Origin of the sequence: Micromonospora zamorensis (assembly GCF_900090275.1) — a bacterium.
GTDB lineage: Bacteria > Actinomycetota > Actinomycetes > Mycobacteriales > Micromonosporaceae > Micromonospora > Micromonospora zamorensis.
In genome coordinates, this window is record NZ_LT607755.1 from 4,408,509 (window position 1) to 4,433,826 (window position 25,318).

At 72.6% G+C, this 25,318-nt stretch carries 29 protein-coding genes; 1 reads left to right on the top strand and 28 read right to left on the bottom strand.

What is annotated here, in order from left to right; all coding sequences use genetic code 11:
- Positions 1–24: 24 nt before the first annotated feature.
- The 10 genes from GA0070619_RS19290 to hisD form a co-directional block, all read right to left on the bottom strand.
- Entirely contained in the window at positions 25–456 is a 432-nt protein-coding gene (locus GA0070619_RS19290; RefSeq protein ID WP_088949353.1) for an organic hydroperoxide resistance protein, read from the bottom strand.
- 5 nt (positions 457–461) lie between these two features.
- Complete coding sequence (locus GA0070619_RS19295) at positions 462–908, bottom strand: MarR family winged helix-turn-helix transcriptional regulator (RefSeq protein WP_088951911.1); 447 nt, start codon at positions 906–908, stop codon at positions 462–464.
- Between the two features lie 79 nt (positions 909–987).
- Entirely contained in the window at positions 988–1,377 is a 390-nt protein-coding gene (locus GA0070619_RS19300; RefSeq protein ID WP_088949354.1) for a RidA family protein, read from the bottom strand.
- A complete protein-coding gene (gene priA, locus GA0070619_RS19305) occupies positions 1,374–2,099 on the bottom strand; it encodes a bifunctional 1-(5-phosphoribosyl)-5-((5-phosphoribosylamino)methylideneamino)imidazole-4-carboxamide isomerase/phosphoribosylanthranilate isomerase PriA (protein ID WP_088949355.1) in 726 nt (241 codons plus the stop codon). The genes GA0070619_RS19300 and priA overlap by 4 nt, the downstream gene beginning before the upstream one ends.
- A gap of 14 nt (positions 2,100–2,113) precedes the next feature.
- Positions 2,114–2,437, bottom strand: coding sequence for a hypothetical protein (locus tag GA0070619_RS19310; protein WP_088949356.1), 324 nt, complete (start codon positions 2,435–2,437; stop codon positions 2,114–2,116).
- Positions 2,438–2,473: 36 nt separating this feature from the next.
- A complete protein-coding gene (gene hisH / locus GA0070619_RS19315) occupies positions 2,474–3,106 on the bottom strand; it encodes an imidazole glycerol phosphate synthase subunit HisH (RefSeq protein WP_088949357.1) in 633 nt (210 codons plus the stop codon).
- Between the two features lie 13 nt (positions 3,107–3,119).
- Complete coding sequence (locus GA0070619_RS32845; RefSeq protein WP_165435803.1) at positions 3,120–3,290, bottom strand: hypothetical protein; 171 nt, start codon at positions 3,288–3,290, stop codon at positions 3,120–3,122.
- Between the two features lie 58 nt (positions 3,291–3,348).
- A complete protein-coding gene (gene hisB, locus GA0070619_RS19320) occupies positions 3,349–3,960 on the bottom strand; it encodes an imidazoleglycerol-phosphate dehydratase HisB (protein ID WP_088949358.1) in 612 nt (203 codons plus the stop codon).
- On the bottom strand, positions 3,960–5,030 hold the full coding sequence (locus tag GA0070619_RS19325; protein WP_088949359.1) for a histidinol-phosphate transaminase: 1,071 nt from the start codon (positions 5,028–5,030) through the stop codon (positions 3,960–3,962). The genes hisB and GA0070619_RS19325 overlap by 1 nt, the downstream gene beginning before the upstream one ends.
- A gap of 76 nt (positions 5,031–5,106) precedes the next feature.
- Complete coding sequence (gene hisD, locus GA0070619_RS19330) at positions 5,107–6,429, bottom strand: histidinol dehydrogenase (protein ID WP_088949360.1); 1,323 nt, start codon at positions 6,427–6,429, stop codon at positions 5,107–5,109.
- A gap of 106 nt (positions 6,430–6,535) precedes the next feature.
- Here hisD and GA0070619_RS19335 point away from each other — a divergent pair, with 106 nt between their 5' ends.
- A complete protein-coding gene (locus GA0070619_RS19335) occupies positions 6,536–7,243 on the top strand; it encodes an LON peptidase substrate-binding domain-containing protein (protein ID WP_088949361.1) in 708 nt (235 codons plus the stop codon).
- On the opposite strand, the gene GA0070619_RS19340 is transcribed toward GA0070619_RS19335, so the two are convergent.
- The 18 genes from GA0070619_RS19340 to GA0070619_RS19425 form a co-directional block, all read right to left on the bottom strand.
- Positions 7,155–7,985, bottom strand: coding sequence for a DUF2567 domain-containing protein (locus GA0070619_RS19340; RefSeq protein ID WP_088949362.1), 831 nt, complete (start codon positions 7,983–7,985; stop codon positions 7,155–7,157). The two genes, GA0070619_RS19335 and GA0070619_RS19340, sit on opposite strands and share 89 nt — an antisense overlap.
- 56 nt (positions 7,986–8,041) lie before the next feature.
- Complete coding sequence (locus tag GA0070619_RS19345; protein WP_231927108.1) at positions 8,042–9,769, bottom strand: MinD/ParA family ATP-binding protein; 1,728 nt, start codon at positions 9,767–9,769, stop codon at positions 8,042–8,044.
- Between the two features lie 74 nt (positions 9,770–9,843).
- The gene (locus GA0070619_RS19350) at positions 9,844–10,872 is read right to left on the bottom strand and encodes a hypothetical protein (RefSeq protein WP_088949364.1); all 1,029 of its coding nucleotides are present in this window, start codon (positions 10,870–10,872) and stop codon (positions 9,844–9,846) included.
- Between the two features lie 42 nt (positions 10,873–10,914).
- Positions 10,915–11,859: an RluA family pseudouridine synthase gene (locus GA0070619_RS19355; protein ID WP_088949365.1), complete on the bottom strand. Its 945-nt coding sequence runs from the start codon at positions 11,857–11,859 to the stop codon at positions 10,915–10,917.
- The gene (lspA, locus tag GA0070619_RS19360; RefSeq protein ID WP_088949366.1) at positions 11,856–12,470 is read right to left on the bottom strand and encodes a signal peptidase II; all 615 of its coding nucleotides are present in this window, start codon (positions 12,468–12,470) and stop codon (positions 11,856–11,858) included. Before lspA ends, GA0070619_RS19355 begins: the two co-directional genes overlap by 4 nt.
- Positions 12,471–12,534: 64 nt before the next feature.
- Complete coding sequence (locus tag GA0070619_RS19365; protein WP_088949367.1) at positions 12,535–12,954, bottom strand: TraR/DksA family transcriptional regulator; 420 nt, start codon at positions 12,952–12,954, stop codon at positions 12,535–12,537.
- A 228-nt stretch (positions 12,955–13,182) separates the two neighbouring features.
- Positions 13,183–14,682, bottom strand: a complete 1,500-nt coding sequence (locus GA0070619_RS19370; protein ID WP_088949368.1) for a potassium/proton antiporter — start codon at positions 14,680–14,682, stop codon at positions 13,183–13,185.
- 22 nt (positions 14,683–14,704) lie between these two features.
- Positions 14,705–15,010 (bottom strand): DUF167 domain-containing protein, encoded by a 306-nt coding sequence (locus GA0070619_RS19375; RefSeq protein ID WP_088949369.1) that lies wholly within the window; start codon positions 15,008–15,010, stop codon positions 14,705–14,707.
- A gap of 10 nt (positions 15,011–15,020) precedes the next feature.
- The gene (locus GA0070619_RS34130) at positions 15,021–15,650 is read right to left on the bottom strand and encodes a hypothetical protein (RefSeq protein WP_462686458.1); all 630 of its coding nucleotides are present in this window, start codon (positions 15,648–15,650) and stop codon (positions 15,021–15,023) included.
- Between the two features lie 242 nt (positions 15,651–15,892).
- Positions 15,893–16,705, bottom strand: coding sequence for a DivIVA domain-containing protein (locus tag GA0070619_RS19385; RefSeq protein WP_088949371.1), 813 nt, complete (start codon positions 16,703–16,705; stop codon positions 15,893–15,895).
- A 44-nt stretch (positions 16,706–16,749) separates the two neighbouring features.
- The gene (locus GA0070619_RS19390; protein WP_088949372.1) at positions 16,750–17,055 is read right to left on the bottom strand and encodes a YggT family protein; all 306 of its coding nucleotides are present in this window, start codon (positions 17,053–17,055) and stop codon (positions 16,750–16,752) included.
- Between the two features lie 30 nt (positions 17,056–17,085).
- The gene (locus GA0070619_RS19395; RefSeq protein WP_088949373.1) at positions 17,086–17,778 is read right to left on the bottom strand and encodes a cell division protein SepF; all 693 of its coding nucleotides are present in this window, start codon (positions 17,776–17,778) and stop codon (positions 17,086–17,088) included.
- Positions 17,779–17,968: 190 nt separating this feature from the next.
- On the bottom strand, positions 17,969–18,712 hold the full coding sequence (locus GA0070619_RS19400; protein ID WP_088949374.1) for a YggS family pyridoxal phosphate-dependent enzyme: 744 nt from the start codon (positions 18,710–18,712) through the stop codon (positions 17,969–17,971).
- 9 nt (positions 18,713–18,721) lie between these two features.
- On the bottom strand, positions 18,722–19,837 hold the full coding sequence (gene ftsZ / locus GA0070619_RS19405) for a cell division protein FtsZ (RefSeq protein WP_088949375.1): 1,116 nt from the start codon (positions 19,835–19,837) through the stop codon (positions 18,722–18,724).
- Between the two features lie 246 nt (positions 19,838–20,083).
- On the bottom strand, positions 20,084–20,902 hold the full coding sequence (locus GA0070619_RS19410; RefSeq protein WP_088949376.1) for a cell division protein FtsQ/DivIB: 819 nt from the start codon (positions 20,900–20,902) through the stop codon (positions 20,084–20,086).
- Positions 20,899–22,464: a UDP-N-acetylmuramate--L-alanine ligase gene (gene murC / locus GA0070619_RS19415; RefSeq protein WP_088949377.1), complete on the bottom strand. Its 1,566-nt coding sequence runs from the start codon at positions 22,462–22,464 to the stop codon at positions 20,899–20,901. Before murC ends, GA0070619_RS19410 begins: the two co-directional genes overlap by 4 nt.
- Positions 22,461–23,567 carry an undecaprenyldiphospho-muramoylpentapeptide beta-N-acetylglucosaminyltransferase gene (murG, locus tag GA0070619_RS19420; RefSeq protein ID WP_088949378.1) on the bottom strand — a complete coding sequence of 369 codons (1,107 nt, stop codon included), beginning with the start codon at positions 23,565–23,567 and terminating at the stop codon, positions 22,461–22,463. Before murG ends, murC begins: the two co-directional genes overlap by 4 nt.
- The gene (locus GA0070619_RS19425; RefSeq protein WP_088949379.1) at positions 23,567–24,997 is read right to left on the bottom strand and encodes an FtsW/RodA/SpoVE family cell cycle protein; all 1,431 of its coding nucleotides are present in this window, start codon (positions 24,995–24,997) and stop codon (positions 23,567–23,569) included. Before GA0070619_RS19425 ends, murG begins: the two co-directional genes overlap by 1 nt.
- Positions 24,998–25,318 lie beyond the last annotated feature (321 nt).

Sequence of the window (25,318 nt, forward strand, 5' to 3'; positions counted from 1 at the left end):
CGGTGGGGGTCTCGGTCCGCGAGGTCACGCGGCCAAGGTCTCCCGGACGGTCAGCGTGACGTCGATGTTGCCGCGGGTCGCGTTCGAGTACGGGCAGACCTGGTGGGCCTGCTCGACGATCTGCTCGGCGGTCTCGCGGGAGACGGCGGGCAGGTCGACGACGAGCTCGACGGTGAGCCCGAAACCGCCGCTGCCGTTCGGGCCGATGCCCACCTCGGCCGCGACGACGGAGTCGCTCACGTCGGCCTTGGCCCGGCGGCCCACCAGCCGCAGCGCGCTGTGGAAGCAGGCCGCGTAGCCGGCGGCGAAGAGCTGCTCGGGGTTGGCGGCGCCGCCGGCGCCACCCATCTCCTTCGGCACGGCCAGGTCGAGCGCGAGGGTGCCGTCGGAGGTCTCGACGTGGCCGTCGCGGCCATCACCCTTGGCGGTCGCGGATGCGGTGTAGATGACCTGCATGAGAGTCACTGCTCCTTCTGTCGATGGATGGTGTCGGTGACCCGGGTGAGCGTGTCGCGCAATGCGACAAGCTCATCGATGCCCAGCCCGGTGGCCAGAGCGATCCGCAGCGGGACGTCGCAGAGCTGCTCCCGCAGCGCCCGCCCCTGCTCGGTGAGGCCCACCTCGACCCGCCGCTCGTCGCGCGCCGACCGCCGCCGAACCACCAGGCCCGCTCCTTCCAGCCGCTTGAGCAGCGGGGAGAGCGTGCCGGAGTCCAGTCGCAGCTCGGCGCCGAGCTCGGACACCGTGGGGGCGTCGTCGGGGCGTTCCCAGAGCACCAGCAGCACCAGGTACTGCGGGTAGGTCAGCCCGAACTCGTCGAGGATCGGCCGGTAGACGTCGGTGAGGGCGCGCGACGCGGCGTAGAGCGCGAAGCACACCTGTCGGCGCAACAGCAGATCATCGGTCACCGCTGAACCGTAGCCCACAATTAAGTTGTGCACAACTTATCTGGCCGGGAAGCGGCCGGCACCACGCCGACCGCCGACCTCAGCGACCGCCGAGGTACGCCTCCAACTCCACCTCGACCAGGTGCTCCGGATCCAGCAGACCGGCCACCACCACCAGGGTCGCCGCCGGCCGGACCGCGCCGAAGACCGCGTTGTGCGCCCGGCCCACCTCGTCGGCGTGCAGCCGGTCGATCACGTACATCCTGGTCCGGACCACATCGCCGGGCTCCGCACCCACCTCGGCCAGCGCGTCCAGCCCGATCCGCAACGCCTGCGCGGTCTGGGCGGCGGCGTCACCGACGTGCACCACCCGACCGTCCACCGTCGCCGTGCAACCGGCCGTGAACGCCAGGTCACCGGCCCGGACCACCCGGGAATAGCCGTACCGCTGCTCCCACGGGCCACCCGAGGAGAGCCGGGTGACCGTCACGCCTCGGCCAGAGTCCGCAGCGCCTCGGCCACCGTGAAGGCACCCGCGTAGAGCGCCTTACCGGCGATCACACCCTCCACCCCGAGCGGCTCCAGGGTCGCCAACGCCCGCAGGTCGTCCAACGTGGACACCCCACCGGAGGCGATCACCGGCCGGTCGGTGCGGGCGCACACCTCGCGCAGCAGGTCCAGGTTCGGCCCGCGCATCGTGCCGTCCTTGGTGATGTCGGTGACCACGTACCGGCTCGCGCCCGCCTTGTCCAGCCGCTCCAGCACCTCGTACAGGTCACCACCGTCGCGGGTCCAACCGCGCGCCGAGAGGGTGTGGCCGCGCACGTCCAGCCCGATGGCCACCCGGTCGCCGTACTCCCCCACCACCCGGTCACACCAGACCGGGTCCTCCAGGGCGGCGGTGCCGATGTTCACCCGGGTCGCCCCGGTGCCCAGCGCCGCCCGCAGCGACTCGTCGTCCCGGATGCCGCCGGAGAGCTCCACCTTCACGTCCAACTGGCGCACCACCTCGGCGAGCAGGTGCGCGTTGGTGCCCCGACCGAACGCCGCGTCCAGGTCGACCAGGTGGATCCACTCGGCGCCGTCCTGCTGCCAGGCCAGCGCCGCGTCCAACGGCTCGCCATAGATGCTCTCGCTTCCGACGGCGCCCTGCACGAGCCGGACGGCCCGGCCGTCGGCGACATCCACAGCGGGTAACAGGGTGAGGCTCAACGTCTTCTCCTCGATCAGGTACGACGGTCCAGGGCGATCACGACGATCGCCGGCAGTACGAGCAGCAAGAGCACCATCAGCGCGACACGCAGCGCCAGGTTGTCGACGAACGTCCAGATCAGAATCAGCGCGGCACCGGTCAGCAGCACGATCGCGGCCCGCTCACCCCGGCTGTGCCGGGGCAACCGTCCGGAGCGGCCCCGCCGCACCTGCGGCGTCAACCGGCGGACCACCGCGCGACGGCGCTGACGGCGCGCCACCTGCCGCTGCCGGACCGCCCGCTCCCGGGCCTGCTCGGCCTCACGCACCGCCCGACGACGGGCCCGTTCCCGGCTCACCGCGACACCCTCGCGCCGGGCACCGGGCGACGACGGTCAGTCACCGCTGGGCAGCGTGACGAGCCAGTTGCGCAGCAGCGCGGCACCGGTGTCGGCGGACTTCTCCGGGTGGAACTGGGCCGCCGACAGCGGACCACGCTCCACCGCGGCGACGAAATCAGTGTCGTGATGGGCGGTGGTCACCGTGGCACCGGCAGCAGCCAGCGCCGCCGGGTCCCCCATCGCGTACGAGTGGACGAAGTAGAACCGGCTCTGCTCCGACAACCCGGCGAAGAGCACCGACCCCTCGGGCGCCCGGACCGTGTTCCAACCCATGTGCGGCAACCGGGTGGCGGCCAACCGGGTCACCCCGCCGGGCAGCAACCCGAGCCCCTTGGTCACCACACCGTGCTCCTCGCCGTACTCGAAGAGCACCTGCATGCCCACACAGATGCCGAGCACCGGCCGACCCGCCGCCACCCGCTCGGCGATCACCGGGCCGGCACCGAGCGCCTCGATCCCGGCCATGCACGCCGCGTACGCGCCCACCCCCGGGACCACCAGGCCGTCGGCGGCGGCCGCGGCGGCCAGGTCGTCGGTCACCCGCACGTCAGCGCCGGCGGCGGCCAGCGCCCGCTCCGCCGAGCGCAGGTTGCCCGAGCCGTAGTCGAGCACCACCACATCACTCATGTCGTCACCCCGATCACCCGTTCTCCGGCAGCAGCCGCAGAACCCCGGCGACAGTGGCGAGCACCGCGAGCGCCGCGGTGACCAGGACAGCCGCCTTCGGCGCACCCTGCCGGTAGAGCGACCAGGTGCCACCCACCAGCACCCCGGCCAGGATCAGCAACAACGTCGGCAACGCGGCACCCATCAGAGCCACCCTCGAATCGCGACTGCGGGGCTCCGCTGCGCTGCACTCCTCGCGCTCATCAGAGAGCACCCTTCGTGCTGGGAATCGCGCCCGCCGAGCGTGGGTCGATCGCGGTCGCCTCCCGCAGCGCCCGGGAGACCGCCTTGAACTGCGCCTCCACCACATGGTGCGCGTCCGGGTGACCGCCCGGCCGGGCCGCCCGCAACACGTCGACGTGCAGCGTGACCCGGGCCGCCTGACCGAAGGACTCCCAGATGTGCCGGGTCATGCTCGTCGCGTACACCGGCCCGATGTACGGGGCCAGCGCCGGCTCGTCGTGCACCACGTACGGCCGACCCGAGAGGTCCACCGCGGCCCGGACCAGCACCTCGTCCATCGGCACGGTCGCCGAGCCGTACCGCCGGATGCCGGCCTTGTCGCCCAGCGCCTGGTCGAACGCGGCACCCAGGGCGAGCGCCGTGTCCTCGATCGTGTGGTGCGCGTCGATCTCCAGGTCACCCACGGTGCGCACGGTCAGGTCGAAGCCGCCGTGCCGGGCGATCTGGTGCAGCATGTGGTCGTAGAAGCCGACGCCGGTGCTGATCTCGGCGGCGCCGGTGCCGTCGAGGTCGATCTCGACGAGGACCTTGGTCTCCTTGGTGATCCGCTCCACCCGGGCGGTCCGGCTCATCACACAGTCTCCATTGCAGAAAGGAAGGCGTCGGTCTCGGTCGGGGTGCCCGCGGTCACCCGCAGCCAGCCGGGCAGGCCGACGTCACGGACCAGCACCCCCTGTGCCAGCAGCGCCTTCCAGACGGTGGTCTGGTCCCCGCCCACTTCGAAGAGCACGAAGTTGGCGTCGCTGTCGGCGACCCGCAACCCACGCTCGCGCAGCGTCGCCACGATCCGGTCCCGCTGCGCCATGATCGCGCTGACCGTGCCGAGGAGTGCGTCGCGGTGGGTCACCGCCGCCCGTGCGGCGGCCTGGGTCAGTGCGGAGAGATGGTACGGCAAACGGACGAGCTGCACCGCCTGCACCACCGCCGGGTCGGCGGCCAGGTAGCCCAACCGCCCGCCGGCGAAGCCGAACGCCTTGCTCATCGTGCGGCTCACCACCAGCCGCGGGTGGCCGGGCAGCACCGCGAGGGCGCTGACCGTGCCCGGTCGGGCGAACTCGGCGTACGCCTCGTCCACGACCACCATGCCCGGCGCGACGTCGAGCACCGCGGCGATCACCGCCGGGTCCAGTGCCGTGCCGGTGGGGTTGTTCGGCGAGCAGAGGAAGACCACGTCGGGCCGGTGCTCACGGACCTGGGCGACCGCCTCCTCGGCGGTCAACCCGAAGTCGACGCCGCGCTCGGCGGGCACCCACCGGGTGCCGGTGCCGAGGGCCAGCAGCGGATGCATCGAGTACGCCGGAACGAAGCCGAGCGCGCTGCGCCCCGGCCCACCGAACGCCTGCAAAAGCTGCTGCTGGATCTCGTTGGAGCCGTTGGCCGCCCACACCTGCTCGACGGTGAGCCCGTGCCCGAGATATTCGGCCAGGTCGGCCCGGAGCGCGAGCGCGTCCCGGTCCGGGTAGCGGTTCAACTCGCGCAGCTCGGCCGCGAGCGCCTTGCCGATCGCCTCGACCACCGGCTCCGGCACCGCGTACGAGTTCTCGTTGGTGTTGAGCCGCACCGGCACGTCGAGCTGCGGCGCCCCGTACGGCGAGAGCCCGCGCAGGTCGTCGCGGATCGGCAGCTCATCCAGGCTGCTCATGCCGGCACCCCGCTTCGCGAGGAGGCGGCATGAGGCACCGGGCGACTGAGCCAGCTGGTTCGCTCGCTGCGCTCGCTCACGCCGCTCCACCCGGGAAACGGGCCTGGACCGCCTGGCCGTGCGCCGGCAGGTCCTCCACGTTGGCCAGGGTCACCACGTGCGGGGCCACCTCACGCAGAGCGGTCTCGGTGTATTCGATCAGGTGCACGCCGCGCAGGAACGACTGCACCGACAGGCCCGAGGAGTGCCGGGCGCAGCCGCCGGTGGGCAGCACGTGGTTGGACCCGGCGCAGTAGTCGCCGAGCGACACCGGCGACCAGGCGCCCACGAAGATCGCCCCGGCGTTGCGGACCCGCAGCGCCCACTGCCGGGCGTCGACCGTCTGGATCTCCAGGTGCTCGGCCGCGTAGGCGTCGACCACCCGCAACCCCGCCTCAAGATCGTCGACCAGGACGACGCCGCTCTGCTCACCGGTCAGCGCCGTGGTCACCCGCTCGGTGTGCTTGGTCGCCGGCACCTGCCGGGCCAGCTCCCGCTCGACCGACTCGACCAGCGCCAGCGACGGGGTGACCAGCACGCTCGCGGCGAGCGGGTCGTGCTCGGCCTGACTGATCAGGTCGGCGGCCACGTGCGCCGGATCGGCCGTGTCGTCGGCGAGGATGGCGATCTCGGTCGGCCCGGCCTCGGCGTCGATGCCGACCACGCCGCGCAGCAGCCGCTTGGCGGCGGTCACCCAGATGTTGCCGGGGCCGGTGATCAGGTCGACAGGGTCGCACCGCAGCTCACCCAACGGGTCGACCGCGGCGCCGTACGCCAGCATCGCCACCGCCTGGGCCCCGCCCACGGCGTACACCTCGTCGACGCCGAGCAGCGCGCACGCGGCGAGCACCCGGGGGTCGGGCAGACCGCCGTTGTCCTTCTGCGGCGGGCTGACCACCACCAGCGACCGCACGCCGGCCGCCTGCGCGGGCACGACGTTCATCACCACCGTCGACGGGTACATCGCCAGGCCACCGGGCACGTAGAGGCCGACTCGGTCGACCGGCAGCCAGCGTTCGGTGACCGTGCCGCCGGGGACCACCTGCGTGGTGTGGTCGGTGCGCCGCTGGTCGTCGTGGACCCGACGGGCCCGGCTGATCGACTCCAGCAGCGCGGCGCGCACAGCCGGGTCGAGCACCCCCTCGGCCTCGGTGATCGCCTCGACCGGCACCCGCAGCACCTCCGGGGAGATGCCGTCGAATCGCTCGCTGGCTTCCCGGATCGCCGGGTAGCCATGCTCGCGAACCGCTTCCACCAGCGGGCGGATCCGCTCGACGGCAACCGACACGTCGAGCTGGGCACGGGGCAGCAGGCGGCGCGGGTCTCCGAGACCCTTGCGCAGGTCGATCCGATTCAGCACCCTTGCGAGTCTAGGCGGCCGGCACGGTGTACACCCGAGCCGCCCGTCCGCCGGGACGGTGAGCCGGGCCACGCCCACGCGGGCGAGATTGGTTAGGCTCGACCATGTGACCGCACGGCTGCCGGTGTTTCCGCTCGCAACGGTGCTCTTTCCCGGGTTGGTGCTGCCGCTGCACATCTTCGAGGAGCGCTACCGGGCGCTGGTCCGACACCTCGTCGACCTGCCCGAGGGCGCTCCCCGCGAGTTCGGTGTGGTGGCCATCCAGGCTGGCTGGGAGGTCGCGCCCGCCGGTCCCGGCGCCCGCGCGACGCCCGGCGTCGGCGACGTCACCCTGCATGAGGTGGGCTGCACCGCCGAGCTGCGTCAGGTGACCGAGCTGACCGATGGCGGCTTCGACATCGTCACGGTCGGCCGACGCCGTTTCCGGATCGCCGAGGTCGACGACAGCGCGGCCCCCTATCTGACCGCCGACGTCGAGTGGCTGCCCGACCCGGCCGGGTCGGACGAGGTGGCCGATCTGCTGGCCGCTCGGGTGATCGCGGTGTTCCGGCAGTACCTCGGCCTGATCCGCTCCGACCCGGAGGAGATCTCCGAGCAGCTGCCGGAGGATCCGACGGTGCTCTCCCACCTGGTGGCGGCGACCGCGGCGCTCACCGTCGACGACCGGCAGCGCCTGCTGGCGATCGACGACACCGCCGCGCGGCTGCGCGCCGAACTGCGGCTGCTCAACCGCGAGGCGGCTCTGCTGCGCCAGGTGCGGGCGGTTCCGGTGCCGCTGGCGGAGCTGGCGTCGTCCCCACCGACACCCAACTGAGGTCGGCCGGCTCGGGTTCCGGGCGCAGGCCCGGCCACCGCGACCAGCCGGCCAGCAGGGTGTACGTGATCGCGGCCCCGAAGGCCGGCAGCAGCAGGTTGCCGTGCGGCACCGGCAGGATGCCGAGCAGCCAGTCGACCCCGCCGGCCCGCAGGTCCGGGGGCTTGGTGAAGGACTGCCCCGCCGGGGCGGTGTCCAGCAGCCGGTCGAAGGTGGCCAGACCGACCCGCCGCCCCACCTGCCAGGCCACCGGCGCGGCGGCCAACGCGCCGAGAACCGCGGCGAGCAACCCGACCGGGCCGCGCCGCCGGCGCAGCACGAACCACAGGGCGAGCGCCACCAGCAGCCCGAAGCCGAGCCCGAGCAGACTGAACCACCCGTCCGCCGCGATCGGCTGCTCCGGTTGCGGGTCTGCGTAGATCGCCCCCTCGGCGGTCTTGAGCACCGGCGTGGCCGGCGCGAGCACGGCCCACAGCAGCCCGAACGGCACACCCAGCACGGCCAGCGCGAGCACGGCGCCCAGCACCGTCGCCGCGGTGCGCAGCGGACGACGCGGCTCGTCGGAGGTCAACTCGAACCAGCTGCGGGACGCGGTCGAGGGTGCGGCGCCCGGCGGTTCGGCGTACGCCGGCGGTTGGGCAGCGGGCTGCGTCTGCGACGTGGTCGCCCCCGACGGGTCGGGCGAAGCGGCCCGGTCGGGATCGTCGACGGGCCGCTCGGGTTCGGGGTTGTCCGGGCTCACCCGATGATCCTCTCAGGCCCGGTGCAGGGCCGGGGCTCCGGTGGCGGCAGACCAGCTCACCGGGCGAACGGCTCCACCATCATCGCCGCCGCCTGCAACCAGGCCTGCCGGGTCTCCGGCTGGAGTTGGTGGTACTCGATCGACGACCCGGTCTCCAGCGCCGGGTCGTAGGGCACCACGGCCACCCCACGCGTACGGGTGGCGAAGTGCCGCTCCAGGTCGTCCTGCAACGACGAGCGGCCCGGGGTCGGGCAGGAGATGAGGGTGATGGCGTTGTCCGCCAACTCGCCCATGCCCTCCTCGTGCAGCAGGTCGAGCATCCAGTCGGCGCTGAACGCCGCGTCCTCCCGGGGCACGGTGGTCACCACGAGCTGGTCGGCGGCCTGCATCACGGTGCGCCAGTTGGGGCTCTCCACGTTGTTGCCGGTGTCGACGCAGACCACGTCGTGGGTGCGCCGCAGCAGCTCCAACACACGTCGGACGGTGAACTGGTCCAGTCGTTGGGCGAAACGCGGGCTCTCCTCGCCGGCCAGCACGTCGTACGAGCCGTCGGACGCGTGCCGCAGGTAGTCGTCCAGCCGACCCAGCAGGGTCTCGCCCTCGAGGATCTCGATCTGCGCCAGGTCGGTGATCAGGTGACGGATCGTCCGGGCGTGCCGGGCACTGCCGGCGCGCAGCCCGAGGGTGCCGCGCAGCTCGTTGTCGTCCCAGGCCAGCACGCCCTGCCCGCGCACACTGCCGACAGTGGCTGCGGCGAGCACGGTGGCGGTGGTCTTGTGCACCCCGCCCTTGGGGTTGGCGAAGGCGAACACCCGGGGCGTGCCCAGGTCACGCCGGAGCACCCCGTTGGCGCGTTCCTGCTCCTGGTCGACGCCCTGCGGGCGCCACTCGATCCGGGGCGGGTAGGCGCGCTCGGCGACCGCCGAGCCGACCGCCGGGGCGGGTGGCGGTGCCACCGGCGCGACGGGTGGCGGGGCCACCGGCGGTGCGACCGGTGCGGCGAGTGGCGGTGCGACCGACGGGGTCGCGGGCGCCGGGTAACCGGTCTCCGGTTGGTAGCCGGTCTCCAGCAGGGCGTACCGGGACTGCACCGGCGGGTCGCCCGGCCGGTAGCCGTTGTCCAGCAACGCGTATCGCGACTGGGCCGGGTCGGGGACGGCCGGCGGTGGCTCGGGCTCGGCCCGGTACGTCGGTTCGGCCCGATAGCCCGGCTCGGCCCGGTATTCCGGCTCGACGCGATAGCCAGGCTCGGCCCGGTACGTCGGCTCGGCCCGATAGCCCGGCTCGGCCCGGTATTCCGGCTCAACGCGATAGCCAGGCTCGGCCCGGTACGTCGGCTCGGCCGGGTAATCCGGCTCGGCGCGGTACGCCGGCTCCGACCGGTACGCCGGCTCAGAGCGGTAGTCCGGCTCAGAGCGGTACACCGACTCGGCCCGATAGTCCGGCTCGGCGCGGTAACCCGGCTCCGCCCGGTAACCCGGGTCGGCCCGGTAGGCGGGGTCGACACGGTAGGTCGCCTCGGCCCGGTAGTCGGGCTCCGCGCCGTACGACAGCTCGGCCGGATGCCCGATGGCGGACGCCCGCCCGGCGTTGCCGTTCGGTGCCGCGCGCCGTGGCAGCGGATCCGGTGACGGGTCGTCGGCATGCCGGTCCGGCTCGGTCTGCTCCGCGCCGCGACCGCCCAGCCGGGCACGGTCCAACAACGCGCGCCACCGCGGCGCTGGTTCGGCCGGCCGGCCCCAGCCGGTCTCACTGCCCTCCACGGCCCGCCCTCCCAGCACCATCGATCTCCGTCTGACAGGCTACGAACCAAACCCTATTCGGACCACACCTCAGAGCGCACACCAGCCGACGCAGATCACGACGACGCGGGCGTCGGCAGCTCGGCACCGATGCCGTCCGGGGAGGTGGTGACGGTCGGCGGGGGTGGCTCGGTCGGCGTGGCCGGCGACGGCGCGGGTGACGGAGTCGTGACGACCGGTGCGGGTTCCGACGATTCGCCCATCGACGCCATCGGCGCGGGCGCGGGTGGTGTCGACGGCGCGTCCCCATCGGATGTGGGCGCCGGACTCGCCCCTATGTCGACGGGCGGACGCACCACGTCGCGCTGCTCGGGCAGCGGAGGTGTGAAGACCGTGCGGTCCAGGCGGTACACCTCGGGAGCGGGGTCGACCGCGCGTACGTCCGGCCGGGCCGCCACACCGCGCAGCGCCCCCGGGGTCGCTCGCACCACAGCGGCGTAGACGCAGGCGCAGCCGGTCCGGTACGCGGCCGCCTCGGCGGCGGCCACCTCGGCGCCGCTGGCGTAGCGCTCCCGCAACTCCCGCTCATCCGGCCCGTCACCGTCGACACTGGCGGCCAGCGCCCGGTAGTCGGCGGCTTCGACGTCCTTACGGGCCGCCACCTGGTCCATCCCGGCCACGACGTCGTCCGGCACCCGCAGCGCGGGAATCTTGACGATCTCGGTCTGCCGCCCGGGTAGCGGCACCCGCCCGAACACGGTGGAGACCCCCACGTCGCCGAGGACCGTCGCCAGACGCTGCGGCGGCAGGTACGCGGCAAGCGTGACCAGCGCGTAGGTCCCGTCCCCCGCGGACTGCGCCGACGCTGGCAGCGCGGCCAGGTCGGCGGCGGCGGACCGCAGGTAGCCGGGGACGGAATCGCCGTCGGTCACACCGACGCGGGTCACCTCACCCACCGTCCGGTCGCCGACCGGAGTGTCGTCGACGGCCCAGACCGCGGTGCCCAGGACCGCCGCCGCAGAGAGCACGGCGGCCCAGGTGAGCACCCCGGACCGCGCCGACCGCTCGCCGAGCCGGGTCACGGCCCGGCTCAGCGGCGGCAGCAGCCGTTGGTCCAGCTGCCGCAGCAGGTTGCCGGCGCGCACGGGCGGGATCCCCTCGTCGGAGCGGTGTCGGGCGGTCGCCGCTCAGTCACGCAGGATCTGAAGCGCACGGTCCAGGTCGTCAGGGTAGTCGCTGACGAACCGGACCTCGTCCCCCGTTCGGGGGTGCAGGAAGCTCAGTTCGCGGGCGTGCAGCCACTGTCGGGCCAGACCGAGACGGGCCGAGAGGGTGGGGTCGGCACCATAGGTGAGGTCACCCACGCAGGGGTGCCGCAGGGTGGAGAAGTGCACCCGGATCTGGTGGGTCCGGCCGGTCTCCAGTCGAACGTCGACCAGGCTGGCCGCCGGGAACGCCTCAATGGTGTCGTAGTGGGTGATGCTCGGCTTGCCGCCGGACACCACCGCCCAGCGGTAGTCGTGGGTGGGGTGACGGTCGATCGGCGCGTCCACGGTCCCGCGCAGCGGGTCCAGGTGACCCTGCACCACCGCGTGGTAGCCCTTGTCCACCTCGCGGTACTTGAAGGCCCGCTTCAACGCCGTGTACGCCTGCTCGCTCTTGGCGACCGCCATGATCCCGGTGGTGCCCACGTCGAGCCGGTGCACCACGCCCTGTCGCTCGGCGGCGCCACTGGTGGAGATGCGGTGCCCGATCGCGGCGAGGGCGCCGATCACGGTCGGGCCGGTCCACCCTGGGCTGGGGTGCGCGGCCACGCCCACCGGCTTGTCGACCACCACGATGTCGTCGTCGGCGTAGACCACCCGCAGGCCGGGCACCGCCTGCGGCACCACTGTCGGCGGTGCGACCGGGGCCGGCAGCGTGACGTCCAGCCAGGAGCCGGCCTTGACCTTGTGCGAGTTGGGTCGGGCGGCGCCGTCGACGAGCGCGTCCCCGGCATCCACCAGGGCCGCGGCAGCAGTGCGGGAGAGCCCGAACAGGCGGGACACCGCCTGGTCCAGTCGCATGCCGTCGAGGCCGTCCGGCACCGGGAGGGAACGGTGGTCGCCGCCAGCGGCGAAGGCGGAGGTCATGCCCGCTCCTTCTGGTCGGCGCCCTGGGTGGCGTCCGTTTCGGCCGGGGCGTCGTCGCGTCCGGCCCGCCGGCCGTCCCGCTGGCGGCCGGTCAGTTCCAACAGGACCGCCAGCAGCACACCGCAGACCAGCGAGCTGTCCGCCAGGTTGAACACCGGCCAGACCTGGCCGTACGGGTCGAAGAGGCTGATCATGTCGACCACGTGCCCGTGGAAGGGCGAGGGCGCCCGGAAGATCCGGTCGACGAGGTTGCCCAGCGCGCCACCCAGCACCAGGCCGAGGGAGATCGCCCAGGGCAGCGAGCGGAGTCGCAGCGCCATCCAGACGATCCAGCCCACCACACCGATCGTGATCAGCGGGAAGATCCAGGTGTGGTCCGCGCCGATGCTCCAGGCCGCACCGCTGTTGCGGGTCAGGCTCAGGTAGACGAACCCGCCGAGCAGCCGGACCGGCTCCCGGTCGGTCAGCGCGGCCAGCGCGAGGTGCTTCGTGACCAGGTCGGCCAGCAGGGCCACGAGGGCGACTCCGGCAAGGATCGCGACGGCCCGGGGCCGGCGTGTGCCGCCTCCCGGGTCGGTGCGGCCGGGCTCGGCGGACGGTACTGCGGTCATGCGCTCCCCATCGACAGTCTCGGCGGTGATCGCTCACCGTCTCATCGCCGCCGGGGAACGGACCTCAGCGCCGCTCCTCCAGCTGCTTGCACGTCACACACTGGGTGGCCGACGGGAAGGCGGCGAGGCGCTCGACCGGGATCGGGTTGCCGCACCGCTCGCACCAGCCGTAACCACCCTCGTCGAGGCGCTCCAGAGCGCGCTCGACCTGCGTGATCCGTTCCAGAATGCTGTTGGCGAGAGAGATCTCCTGCTCCCGCTCGAGCGTCTTGGTGCCCGTGTCGGCCTGGTCGTCCCCGGCCGAGTCGGTCAGCCGGTCGCGCTGCAGCTCGGTGATCTCACTCAGCGTCTGATCGTACTCGGCGCGAAGCTCGTCCCGCCGCGCCGCCAGCGCCGCCCGGATCTTCTCGGTCTCCGCCGTGCTCCGGGTGGGCTTGGTCACCGGCTTGCGCCCGGCGGTCCTGGTGTCGGCTGGCTTCGCCATGGGTCGCTCCCTCGGCCGGGGAGCCGCGTGGTCCGCGGCATCCTGGTTCGGGGGGCGCCGACCAAGGCGTCCCCTAATGTACGAAAAGGGGCGCACGGCAATGATGGCCGCGCACTCCGGAGGTTGGCAAGAATACGGAACGTACAGGCGTCCGACAACGTGCCGCACCGTCGCTCCGCTAAACAGCCCCTAGCCCTGCCTAACTGGGGCAAAGGGAACGCTAGCAGATCAATCGACTGCCTCATCCCCGTACTCACCAAACCACCGAGCCAGGCGACCCCGCCGGCTGACCGCCCGCAGCCGGCGCTCCGCGGCGTCCCGCACCCCCGCGGTCGCCACGATCAACAAGCTGTCGCCGGTCTTCAGGCGGGTGTCCGGTGCGGGCACGAAACCCACCCCGTCCCGCAGCACCAGCGTGACCGATGCGCCCAACGGGAGCCGCAGCTCGTCGACGTGCACACCGGCCAGCCGCGAGCCCGGCGGCACCTCCAACTGGAGCAGGTCCGCCCGCATCCGCTCCAGCGGCGCCGTCTCCACATGGATCTCGGCCGCCTCGGCCGGCGCTGTCACCCGCAACCACCGCGCGAACGGCCCGAGCGCCCCGGCCTGCACCAGCGTGAAGATCACCACCAGCACGAAGACCACGTCGAAGAGACGCTCCGCACCGGGCACCCGCTCGGAGAGCGGAATGGTGGCCAGCACGATCGGCACCGCCCCGCGCAGCCCCGCCCAGGACAGGAACGCCTGTTCGCGGAGGCTGACACGGAACGGCAGCGCCGAGACGGCCACCGACAACGGCCGGGCCAGCAGCACCAGGGCCAGTCCCGCGACCACCGCGGGCAGCACGGCCGCGTCCAGCCGACCCGGCGAGGCCAGCAATCCGAGCAGAACGAACAGCCCGATCTGGGCGAGCCACGCGAGCCCGTCCGCGAAACCGAGGATCGCCTGCCGGTGTGACAACCGGGCGTTGCCCAGCAGCACCCCGGCCACGTAGACGGCGAGGAACCCCGAGGCGTGCAGCACCGCCCCGGCGGCGTACGCCAGCACGGTGATGCCCACCGCGGCGATCGGGTAGAGCCCGGCCGAGGGCAACGCGGCCCGGCGCAACGCCCAGGTGCCGGCGACACCCGCGCCCACACCCACCGCCGCACCCACACCAAGCTCGTAACAGACCAGCCCGACCTCGTACCACCACGGGTGCGCCCAGCCCTCGTGGGACAGCAGCACCACCAGCAGCACCACCGGGGCGTCGTTCATGCCCGACTCGGCCTCCAGCGTCGCCACCAGCCGGGGCGGCAGCCGCAGCCGACGCAGGGTGGCGAAGACAGCCGCCGCGTCGGTGGACGAGAGCACCGCGCCATAGAGCAGCGCCAACCGCCAGTCCAACCCCAACAGCAGGTGTACGGCGACACCGACCACCACGATGCTGACGATCACGCCGACAGTGGAGAGCGCGGAGGCCAGCCCGAGCACCGGACGCAGGGTGGTCCACCGGGCGGTGAGGCCGCCCTCCGCGATGATCACGATGAGGGCGCAGAAGCCGAGGGCCCGGGTCAGCTCGACGTCCTCGAAGCCGATGCCCAGCCCGCCCTCGCCGATCGCCACGCCCAGCGCCAGGTAGACGAGGAGGCTGGGCACGCCGAGCCGGGTGGAGAGCCGCACCGCGCCGACGGCGACCAGCAGCACGGCCGCACCGAGCAGCAGCGCGATGTCCAATCCGGGCGTCACAGCAGCCTGGCCTGGGCGTTCCTCACTCGGCGGATCCGTCGCGCAGTCGGCGCAGCAGCTCGGACAGCTCCGGGCCGGGCCGATCGACGAGGAAGAGTTTGTCGCGACTGGCCGCGCCGACCCGCAGTGACACCGCGCCCGGCCGGAGGCCCAGGGCGGCGGCCAAGGCCTTGCGGGCCGCCTCGGTCGCCCGACCGTCGACTGCCGGGTCGTGCACCGCGATCACCAGGGCGGGCCCGTGTGGACCATCGAAGCGGCCACCCACCCGTGTACGGGAGGCGCCCGGCTTCACCCGTACCGCCACGGTGAGCGTCTCCTGCGCGGGCACCGGCGCCGCTTCAGATCGGCCGGGCGTCGGCGAGCAGGGCGGTGGCTGGCGCACAGTGCGCGCAGGGCGTGAAACCGAGCTCGACGGCCTCGGCGACCGGCAGCACCTCGGGCACCCGGCCAACGAGGTGCGGGCAGCTGGCGAGGTGGTAGCGGGGGTGACCGTCGACCACCTGGACGGCATCGGGAAGTCGCGCCACCCGGGCCGCCTCGGCGGGAGTGACTGGCTGCTCGGCCGGCTCGTCGGCCGTCGGGGCACCGTCGAGGAAGGCGTCGTCGGTCGACGCCGCGAACGGCGACGCCGGGCTGACGGGCCGGGCGGGAGCGGACGCGTCGTCGGCCGGGGTCACGAACGGCGAGCCCGGATCGAACGACGGCGCATCATCGAACGGCGGCACATCGTCGACGCGCGGATCGAACGGCGGCCCATCATCGACGCGCCTGTCGAACGGCGGCGCATGGTCGGCCGGCGGCTCGGGTGGTTGCCGCCACCCGGTGCCGCCGGTACCAACCGTCGTGGGCACGTGCTGAACCGGCACCTCCGGCTCGACCAGCGGCGGCCCGTACGCGACACCCGTGGCCTGGCGGGCCGTGCGGGGTGCGTCGGGGGGTCGCCGGCCGGGCCGACCGGGATCCGCCATAGCGCGGTTGGCGGCTGCCTGGCGGGCGCCCACCACCAACGCCACGGCGGCCAGCAGACTGGCCGCGATGGAGATGATCAACATGAAGCTGGAGCCACTGGCCAGACCGAGCACCAGTAGGACCACCGCGACGAGGATGAGCAGAAGACTTGCGACTATCACGGCTCACCCCCGCCGCGTCGTACCGTCCAGGCTGGGCCGGCGATCGTCACCATTGGCGGAGAACGATCGCCGGCCGGTGCTCAGCGTCCGGCTTCGAGGGCGCCGGAGCGCCCGCCGCCGCCGTACGAACCGGCGAGGCCCGCAGCGGCCAGCCCGTTGCCGCCGGCAACCCGGCCTGCCTCGGAGCGGGTCATCTCGGCTTCGAGGCCCTGGCCGCGACCGTCGAGGTCACGCAGCTGGCTCTCCAGGTAGGCCTTGAGCCGGGTGCGGTACTCGCGCTCGAACTGCTTGAGCTCCTCGATGTGCTTCTGCAGCGCCGTGCGCTTGGCGTCCAGGCCGCCCATGGCCTCCTGGTGCCGCTGGCGGGCGTCCCGCTCAAGGGCGTCAGCCTTCGCGCGCGCCTCCCGGGTCACCTCCTCGGCCTTGCCACGGGCCTCGGACAGCAGCTGGTCGGCCTCGCGACGAGCGTCGGACACGTGGTCGTCGGCGGTGCGCTGGGCCATCATCAGCACGCGCAGGGCCTGCTGCTCACCGTCACCGGTGACGCCGCCGCCAGCCGGGCCGCCGGTCGCGCGGACCTGCTCGAGCTCGGCCTGCATCGCGCGGGCGGCCTGCTCGGCCGCCGACTTGTCGCGCTGCACCCGGTCCAGTTGGGCCTTGACGTCGTTGAGCTCCGCCGCCAGTCGGGCGTCGCCGCCGGGGCCGGCGGGGGCACCGCCACGGCCGCCGCGCTCCACCTGGGCGCGCAGCTCGTTGTTTTCCTCGATGAGACGGGCGAGCTCGCGCTCGACCTCGTCAAGGAAGGCGTCGACCTCCTCCTCGTCATACCCCCGTTTGCCGATCGGCGGCTTTTTGAAGGCGACGTTGTGGACGTCGGCCGGGGTCAGCGGCATCGAAACTCCTCGGGTCAGTTGCGGCCGCGAAAGCGCGTCGGTCATCAGGCAGATGCCCTGATCGACGGCCCTAACACGAACTCCATCAGCACGAACAGGATAACCAGGAGCACAAGGGAGGCCAGGTCGATGCTCACGGTACCAATTCGCAGCGGAGGGATCACACGCCTCAACGCGTTGAGAGGGGGATCAGTGACGCTCCACACGGATTCCAATCCTGCCGATGCTCCACGCCCCGGTTGCCAGCGACGGCCGTACTGCAGGACGGCGCTCAACACGAACCGGGACAAGAGGAGGAGCAGGAAGACATAAAGGACCAGGTACAACACTTGCAGTAAGATCGACAACACGGTCAGCGACGTCCCTCGGGTCGGGCGGGGTCAACTCAGACTGAAAAAACCGCCCTCAGCGATCTTGGCCTTGTCCTCAGCGGTGACCTGGACATTAGCCGGTGAGAGCAGGAACACCCGATTGGTCACGCGCTCGATCGTACCGCGCAGGCCGAACGCCAGACCGGCGGCGAAGTCCACCAGACGGCGGGCATCGGCCTCATCCATCTCGGTGAGATTGATGATCACCGGAACCCCGTCGCGGAAGTGCTCACCGATCGTGCGCGCCTCGCGGTAGGTGGTCGGGTGCAGCGTGGTGATCTGGTAGCGCTGCTCCTCCTCGGGCAACGCCCGCTCACGCGACGCGACCTGCGGCGCGAGCGCCAGATTGTCGCGGGTGTGGTAGGTCAGCGCGCCGGAGGTCTCACCAGCCGACGACCGGGTGATCGACCGTACGCTGGCCCGCTCGGCCCGCTCCGGACGCTCGTTGTCACCACGCTCGGACTCGCTCAACCGCCCGCTCGCCCGCTCGGAGAGTCGACCCCGCTCACTGACCCGCGGCCGGGGAGCCGGTGGCTCCTCGGTGTCGTCCTCGTCCTCGTCGGCGAACTCCTCGGCGTACCGGCTCTGCCGGTAACGCGAGTCGCGGTAGCCACCCTTGTCGTAGCCACCGTCGTCGTAGGCCCGCTCGTCGTCTTCTTCGACCAGACCGAGCCAGACCCCCGCCTTGCGCAGTGCACCCATCCCGCGCCCTTCCGTCCGCCGTGCGGCACGCGCCCCCGTGCCATGTCGCCCGTCGCGAATGGACAACAATGCCCATCGGACCGGGGCGGCAATCCCCTGGCGCGCGATTCGCGTCGCGCGCCACGACCCCCGACTAGGGGACGCCACCCCTGAAACAACACTGATGTAATTTGCATGTCTCGCGGTCAGGCTACCGCAGCGTGGGACGCATTCCGAGCAACGCGCTGCCGACGCGGACATGTGTCGCGCCGTATCGGATCGCGATGTCGAAATCTCCGCTCATTCCCGCGGACAGCTCGGTCGCTCCCGGATGGACCGTCCGAAACACGCCGGCAACCTCCGCGAGTTGAGCGAAGGCCCGGTCCGGCTCCCAACCCAGCGGAGCAACCGCCATGAGACCGACCAGACGCAGCCCGGGCGCGTCGGCCACCGCCTCGGCCACCGGTTCCAGCCCGGCGCCCGGGTCGGCCGAACCAGGCAGTGCGCCACCCCGGGCCGCGTCGCCGTCGATGCTCACCTGGACCATGACGTCCAGCGGCACCTCCCGGTCGGCGCCGGCGTTGGCCAACGCCCGGGCCAGCCGGACACTGTCGACGGACTGCACCACGTCGGCGTACCGGACCACCGAGCGGGCCTTGTTGCGCTGGAGTTGACCGATGAAGTGCCAGCGGGGGCGCACCCCGGCCGCGGCCACCTCGGCGGCCTTACCGGCTGCCTCCTGGTCGCGGTTCTCCCCCATGTCGGTGACGCCGAGCCCGGCCAGCGCCAACACGTCGCTGGCCGGGTAGGTCTTCGTCACCGCGATCATCGTGACGTCGGCGCGGTCCCGGCCGGCCTGCACGCAGGCGTCGGCGATCCGGGACCTGACCTGAGCCAGACCGGCCGCGATCTCGGCGTGCCGGTCCGGCCCTACCGTGGCTGAGCTGTCGGTCATCGGCGGTGCTCAGGACCCGTTCTTGAGGAAATCGGGAACGTCCACGTCGTCGAAGAGCACTCGGCGCGGCGACTGGGCCGGAGCCGGGTTGGTCGCCGGCGCCGGCACCGGGGTGCTCTGCGCCGCCGGCTGGTTGGTGTTGGTCTTGCGGGTCGGCTCGGCCGCCTTGTACGCGGGCGTGCCGCCGTCGAAGCCCGCCGCGATGACCGTGACCCGCACCTCGTCACCGAGCGCGTCGTCGATGACCGCGCCGAAGATGATGTTGGCGTCCGGGTGGGCGGCGTCGGTGACCAGCTGGGCCGCGTCGTTGATCTCGAACAGGCCCAGGTCGGAACCGCCGGCGATGGAGAGCAGCACGCCGCGCGCGCCGTCCATGCTCTGCTCCAGCAGCGGGCTGGAGATGGCCGCCTCGGCCGCCTCGACCGCACGGTTCTCGCCGCGGGCGCTGCCGATGCCCATCAACGCGCTGCCGGCGCCGCTCATCACGCTCTTGACGTCGGCGAAGTCCAGGTTGATCAGACCCGGGGTCGTGATCAGGTCGGTGATGCCCTGGACGCCGGAGAGCAGCACCTGGTCGGCCGTGCGGAAGGCGTCCATCATGCTGATGTTGCGGTCACCCAGGGCCAGCAGCCGGTCGTTCGGGATCACGATCAGCGTGTCGCACTGGTTGCGGAGTTCGTCTATTCCGGTTTCGGCCTGCACCTGACGGCGCTTGCCCTCGAAGGAGAACGGCCGGGTCACCACGCCGATGGTCAGCGCACCGAGCTTGCGGGCGATGTTGGCCACCACGGGCGCGCCACCGGTGCCGGTGCCGCCGCCCTCACCGCAGGTCACGAAGACCATGTCGGCGCCCTTGAGCACCTCCTCGATCTCGTCGCGGTGGTCCTCGGCGGCGTTCTTGCCGACGTCCGGGTTGGCCCCGGCCCCCAGGCCACGGGTCAGCTCCCGGCCGACGTCGAGCTTGACGTCGGCGTCACTCATCAGCAGCGCCTGGGCATCGGTGTTGATCGCGATGAACTCGACGCCCTTGAGCCCAACCTCGATCATCCGGTTGACGGCGTTGACGCCGCCTCCCCCGATGCCGACGACCTTGATGACCGCCAGGTAGTTGTGCGGAGGTGTCATCTCCGGTCCTTTCCTTCGAGATTGGCTTCGGCCGACCGGGTACGGCGTGGCCAGACCAGCGGCCGACGACAGCTGTCACCAGCGAGAGTCAGGAGTGAACCCTCACCCTCTACTAGAGGCTTACAGTTATGTCAACCACTGAACCTCTTCGGGGCAACGTAAGCGCCACCACGCGATGAGCCAAGGACCCGCCCGGCGTGTCGCCGGCCGGAGCGCGACAGGTCACGCCTTGACGCGCTCGCCGGGTCAGCGGAAAGTCACCACGTCCGGGGCACTCACATCGATCCGATCGGTGTCCTCGTCGAGCAGCGCGGTGGCCACCCGGGCCTTGTCCGCGCCCCGGGTCGCGTCGCCCCACACCACCGTCCGGTCTCCGCGCAGCCGCAGGGTGATCCGGGCCAACCCCTCCACGCTCACGTCCACCACCTCGGCACGCAACTGCGGGGTCAGGGCGACGAGCACCTCCAGCCCGGCCCGCGTGCCCGGGTCGTCGGCGGCCGGTCGGGCCACCGTCACCTGCGGCATCCCGGCGGGGCGTTGGTCCACCGTCCGGAACGCCACCCCACTGCGGTCGATCAGGGCGTACGCCTCCCCCTGCGGCACCGCCGCCACCGGAGTCCGCTCGGTCACCCGCACCACCAGCGTGCCGGGCCAGTCGCGGGACACGGTGGCCCGCTCCACCGGCGCCAGCGCGCCGACCCGGCGGGCGGCGGCCGCCAGGTCCACCCGGGCCAGCGGCACCCCGTCCGGTACGGCGACCGCGTCGTGCACCTGCACCGGGGTGACCAGGTCGGCCCCCTCCACGCGCACCTCCCGCACACCGAACAGCCCGGTGCCCAGCACCGTCCAGGCGACCAGCCCAGCCAGCGCGAGCACCCCGGCGGCCACCGCCCAGGGCAGCGCCGCGCGCATGCGACGCTGCCGGGCACGGGCCATGAACCGGCGCGTCGAGGGCGGTACCGCGTCGCGGCTCGCCCGGACCAGCTGCCAACGCCGCGCCGGACCGCGACGCGGGGCGCCGCCGTCGGCGGCGCGGGTCCGCCCTCGGGCCGGGCCGGGACTCATCCGGCCGTGGGCGCCGTGCCGCCGGGCGCGACGGTGCCACCGAGGGCCGCTCCGTCACCCCCGGCCGTGGCGCCGCCCGGCACCGGATCACCGATCACCGGGCCGGTGGCCACCGGGTCGACGGTCGCGGTCGGCGCGGAGCCGTTCGCACGCGCCCCCAGGGCGGCCAGCAGCTCGTCGCCCATCAGCGAGATCGGCGGTGCGCCCATGGTCACCACGACGTCCCCTGAGCGGGCCCGGCGGACCACCTCGACCGGCGCAGCCTCCCACGAGTCGACGAAGACCTTGCGGTCGGCGGGCAGCCCCACCGCCGCGATCAGCGCCGCCGAGCCCTCGCCGGGCTGGCGCAGCTCGCCCGGCCCGAAGACCTCCAACAGCACCACCTCGTCGGCGATGGCCAGCGCCTCGGCGATCTCCGCCTGGTTGTCGCGGGTGCGGTACAGCCGGTACGGCTGGAAGACGACGATCAGCCGCCCGTCGCCGGCCACCTCGCGCAGCGTCTGCATCGCCAACGTGATCGAGGTCGGGTGGTAGGCGTACTCGTCGTAGACCAGCACGCCGTCCGCGACGCCCTTGCGCTCGAAGCGCCGCCGCACTCCGGGGAAGACCGCCAGCGCGGCCTCGGCCGCCTCCATCGGCAGTTTCAGCAGGTACGCGGCCAGCACCGCGGAGGCGCTGTTCAGCCCCATGTGCCGCCCCGGCACCGGCAACCGGAACTCGCCGAGTGACCGGCCGTCGATCGCGGCCAGATAGCGCACACCACGCGCCGAGGAGACGATCTCGGTCAGCCGCAGGTCGGCGTCGGCCGCCTCGCCGTAGGTGAACACCTGCCGGCCCTCGGCGCGCAGGCTCTCGGCCAGCCGCCGACCGCCCGGGTCGTCGGCGCAGGTGATGATGAACCCGTCCGGGTCGGTGAGGCGGGCGAACTCCACGAACGCCGCCTCCAGCGTCGCGTAGTCGCCGTAGGTGTTGAGGTGGTCCGCCTCGACGTTCGTGATGATCGAGACGTACGGGCGGTAGATGAGGAACGAGCGGTCGCTCTCGTCCGCCTCGACCACGAAGTGCTCGCCGGTGCCATGGTGGGCGCCCGAGCCGACCTCGGAGATCTCGCCGCCGATCACGAAGGACGGGTCCACACCGGCCTGCTGGAGCACCATCGTCACCATCGAGGTGGTGGTGGTCTTGCCATGTGTGCCGGCGACCGCCACCGCCCGGCGGCCGGTCATCGCCGCGGCGAGGGCCTCCGACCGGTGCAGCACCCGCAGCCCGCGCCGACGCGCCTCGACCAGCTCCAGGTGGTCGGAGGGGATGGCCGACGAGTAGACGACGGTGTCCACCCCGTCGAGGTTGGTCGCCTCGTGGCTGAGGTAGATGGTGCCGCCGAGCGCCCGCAGGCCCGCCAGCGACGGCCACTCCCGCAGGTCGCTGCCGGAGACCCGGATGCCACGGGTGAGCAGCAGCCGGGCCACGCCGAGCATGCCCACCCCGCCCACCCCGATCAGGTGGACGGCGCCCAGGTCCTCCGCGGTGAGCGTGCCGGCCGGGGTGAACTGCGCGGTCATCGGGCCACCGCCTGCATGACGAAGGAACGCAGGGCCTCGTCGCCGTCGCGTCGGCCGTACGCCCCCGCGGCCGCGCCCATCGCGTACAACCGCTGCGGGTCGCGGATCAGGGGGATGACGGTGCGCTCCAGCCAGGCCGGGGTGAGTTCCGCGTCGTCGACCAGGAGCCCGCCGCCGGCCTCCACCACGGGCAGCGCGTTGCGCCGCTGCTCCTGGTTGCTGTGCGGGTACGGCACGTAGATCGTCGGCAGCCCGATCGCGGCAACCTCGGCGACGGTCATCGCCCCGCCCCGGGCCAGCATCAGGTCGGCGGCGGCGTAGCCCAGCTCCATCTCGGACAGGTACGGCAGCGTCACGTACGGCACCGGCAGGTCGGTGGGGATCGGCACCGGCTCGTTGCGGGCGCCCATCACGTGCAGCACCTGCACGCCGTTGCGGGCCAGCTCCTTGGCCGCCCCGGAGACCGCCAGGTTGATCGACCGAGCGCCGGACGAGCCGCCGGAGACGAAGAGCACCGGCAGGTCCGGGCGGAGCCCGAAGTGGGCGCGGGCGGCGTCGCGAAGCGCGTACCGGTCCAGTGCGGCGATGGTGCGGCGCAGCGGCACCCCGACCACTGTGGCGTCGCGCAGCGACTCGGCCTGGCTCGGCTGGTGCGGGAAGCCGACGGCGACGTTCTTGGTGAACTTCATGCCCAGCTTGTTGGCCACACCCGGTGGCACGTTCACCTCGTGGATCACCATGGGCATCTCGCGACGCCAGGCGGCCAGGTAGGCCGGCACCGAGACGTACCCGCCGAAGCCGACGACCACGTCGGCCTGTACCTCGTCGATCACCTTGCCCGCGGCGCGCGCCGCGGTCCACATCCGGCCCGGGGTACGGACCAGGTTCATGTTGACCGACCGGGGCAGTTGGTACGCCGGGATCTGCCGCAGGTCGTAGCCCTGCGGCGGGATCAGGTCGTTCTCCATGCCCCGTGGTGTGCCGAGGCAGGTGATCCGGACGCCCGGGTCGTGTCGGCGCAGGCAGTCGGCGAAGGCGAGCAGCGGGTAGACGTGCCCCCCGGTGCCACCTCCCGCGAGCACCACCGAACGCAGCGGACCCATCAGCGTCTCCTTTCGCTCGCCGTACCCCCGCGGTTGCGGTCCTGGCGGACCCCGCGCGGCGCGGCCTGGTCGTCATGGCGCCGCTCGCGGGACCGGGGTACGGACCCTCGGCCAGCGGGCGGCGTCGCCGGTCGGCGACGCCGGCCGGGAAGCGGCGGCAACGGGGCCCAGAGTAGTCGGACCCACCGGGCCGGCGGACGGGCATGCAGTGCTCGGGCCGCATCAGGTTCGGCGCGGGCGAAGGACGCCAGCATGCCGATGCCCGCCAACGTCACCACCAGGGCACTTCCGCCGTCGGAGATGAACGGCAGCGGCAGACCGGTGATCGGCAGCAGCCCGACCACCCCACCGATGTTGATCACGGCCTGGCTGACCAGCCAGGTGGTCACTGCGGTGGCGGCGAGCCGGCGGAACGGGTCGTCGACCCGGCGGGCGATCCGGAACCCGGTGTACGCGAGGACCGCGAACAGGCTCAGCACCACGACGCACCCGATCACGCCCAACTCCTCGGCGATGATCGCGAAGATGAAGTCGTTGTGCGCCTCGGGCAGCCAGTCCCACTTCAGGCTGCCCTTGCCCAGCCCGACACCGAACCAGCCGCCGTGCTCGATGGCCAGTCGACCCTGGTAGAACTGGAGACAGCCGTCGAGCTTGCAGGTCTCCGGGTCGGGCGGGTTGAAGAACATGGCCAGCCGGGCGAAGCGGTAGTTGTCCTCGCCCCGCTCGCCGGAGCCGGCGCCCAGCGATGCCACCGCGACGAGCAAGCCGACGCCGAGCAGGCCGACCACGGTCAGCGCGCCGAAGACCCGCATGCGGACGCCGGCGGCCCAGAGCAGACCCACCACCAGGGCGAGCAGGCAGAGCATCGTGCCCGTGTCGTTGTAGCCGACCAGGACGAAGAGCAGGCCCATCACCGGGAAGAGCGGGGTGGCCAGCTCCCGCCACCAGCCCAGCGCGGCCCCCTTGCGGGCGATCAGGTGCGCACCCCACAACACCAGCGCGAACTTGGCCAGCTCGGAGGGCTGCACCTGGATCCCGCCGACGAAGAGCCAGTTCAGTCGCGCCTCGACCGGCCCGAACCCGGCCGACTTCTGCTTGGTGAGCCGGGCGTAGGCGACCAGCAGGTTGAGCACCAGCAGCAGCCCGATCGAGGTGAACAGCAGCGGTCGGCCCAGCGAGCGGTACGTGCTGGCGGGCAGGCGCTGGCAGACCCAGAACGCCCCGATGCCGATCACCGCGAAGATCGCCTGCTTGGTCACCGAGGCCGAGGCGTTGCCGTCCTCGGCGTAGTCCTTCACGCTGGTCGCCGAGAAGACCATGGTCAGCCCGATCAGCAGCAGCAGGCCGGCGCTGGACAGCAGCAGGTAGTAGGAGGCCAGCGGTCGTGCCAGCAGACCGCGCAGGGCTGCAAGCCCACCGGCCCCGTCCAACCCGCGCGGTGGTACGGGTGGTGGCGGGTCCGCTGCCCGCGGTGCCGCACCCGGTTCCGGGCCGCGCGCGTCGTCGGGCGGCGCGCCCGCCGCAGCGGTACGCGTCGCGCCCGGTGACCGTCGCGGCCGACCGGCTGTCCTGTCGTCGGTGCCTGAGTCCTCCCCCACCCCGACATCATCACCGCTGGACGCGCCGGGCACGCCCACAACGACGCACCGGGCGTGTCGAACTCCCGCGCCGGCCTTGAAAGCACCAACCGCCCGGACGGAACCCGCGCGGGGCGGGCCGTCCGGGCGGCCGGGGAGTGCGGGGATCGCGAG

What these genes read in the sequence shown, in the direction of transcription:
- GA0070619_RS19395 (WP_088949373.1), bottom strand. Translation starts at nt 17,778, where the DNA reads ATGGGTGCACTGCGCAAGGCGGGGGTCTGGCTCGGTCTGGTCGAAGAA.
- GA0070619_RS19385 (WP_088949371.1), bottom strand. Translation starts at nt 16,705, where the DNA reads ATGCCGCTGACCCCGGCCGACGTCCACAACGTCGCCTTCAAAAAGCCG.
- hisH (WP_088949357.1), bottom strand. Translation starts at nt 3,106, where the DNA reads ATGAGTGATGTGGTGGTGCTCGACTACGGCTCGGGCAACCTGCGCTCG.
- GA0070619_RS19325 (WP_088949359.1), bottom strand. Translation starts at nt 5,030, where the DNA reads ATGAGCAGCCTGGATGAGCTGCCGATCCGCGACGACCTGCGCGGGCTC.
- GA0070619_RS19355 (WP_088949365.1), bottom strand. Translation starts at nt 11,859, where the DNA reads ATGACCTCCGCCTTCGCCGCTGGCGGCGACCACCGTTCCCTCCCGGTG.
- GA0070619_RS32845 (WP_165435803.1), bottom strand. Translation starts at nt 3,290, where the DNA reads ATGGGTGCCGCGTTGCCGACGTTGTTGCTGATCCTGGCCGGGGTGCTG.
- hisB (WP_088949358.1), bottom strand. Translation starts at nt 3,960, where the DNA reads ATGAGCCGGACCGCCCGGGTGGAGCGGATCACCAAGGAGACCAAGGTC.
- GA0070619_RS19290 (WP_088949353.1), bottom strand. Translation starts at nt 456, where the DNA reads ATGCAGGTCATCTACACCGCATCCGCGACCGCCAAGGGTGATGGCCGC.
- murC (WP_088949377.1), bottom strand. Translation starts at nt 22,464, where the DNA reads ATGACCGCGCAGTTCACCCCGGCCGGCACGCTCACCGCGGAGGACCTG.
- GA0070619_RS34130 (WP_462686458.1), bottom strand. Translation starts at nt 15,650, where the DNA reads ATGGCGGATCCCGGTCGGCCCGGCCGGCGACCCCCCGACGCACCCCGC.
- GA0070619_RS19345 (WP_231927108.1), bottom strand. Translation starts at nt 9,769, where the DNA reads ATGGTGCTGGGAGGGCGGGCCGTGGAGGGCAGTGAGACCGGCTGGGGC.
- GA0070619_RS19410 (WP_088949376.1), bottom strand. Translation starts at nt 20,902, where the DNA reads ATGAGTCCCGGCCCGGCCCGAGGGCGGACCCGCGCCGCCGACGGCGGC.
- lspA (WP_088949366.1), bottom strand. Translation starts at nt 12,470, where the DNA reads ATGACCGCAGTACCGTCCGCCGAGCCCGGCCGCACCGACCCGGGAGGC.
- GA0070619_RS19400 (WP_088949374.1), bottom strand. Translation starts at nt 18,712, where the DNA reads ATGACCGACAGCTCAGCCACGGTAGGGCCGGACCGGCACGCCGAGATC.
- ftsZ (WP_088949375.1), bottom strand. Translation starts at nt 19,837, where the DNA reads ATGACACCTCCGCACAACTACCTGGCGGTCATCAAGGTCGTCGGCATC.
- murG (WP_088949378.1), bottom strand. Translation starts at nt 23,567, where the DNA reads ATGGGTCCGCTGCGTTCGGTGGTGCTCGCGGGAGGTGGCACCGGGGGG.
- GA0070619_RS19365 (WP_088949367.1), bottom strand. Translation starts at nt 12,954, where the DNA reads ATGGCGAAGCCAGCCGACACCAGGACCGCCGGGCGCAAGCCGGTGACC.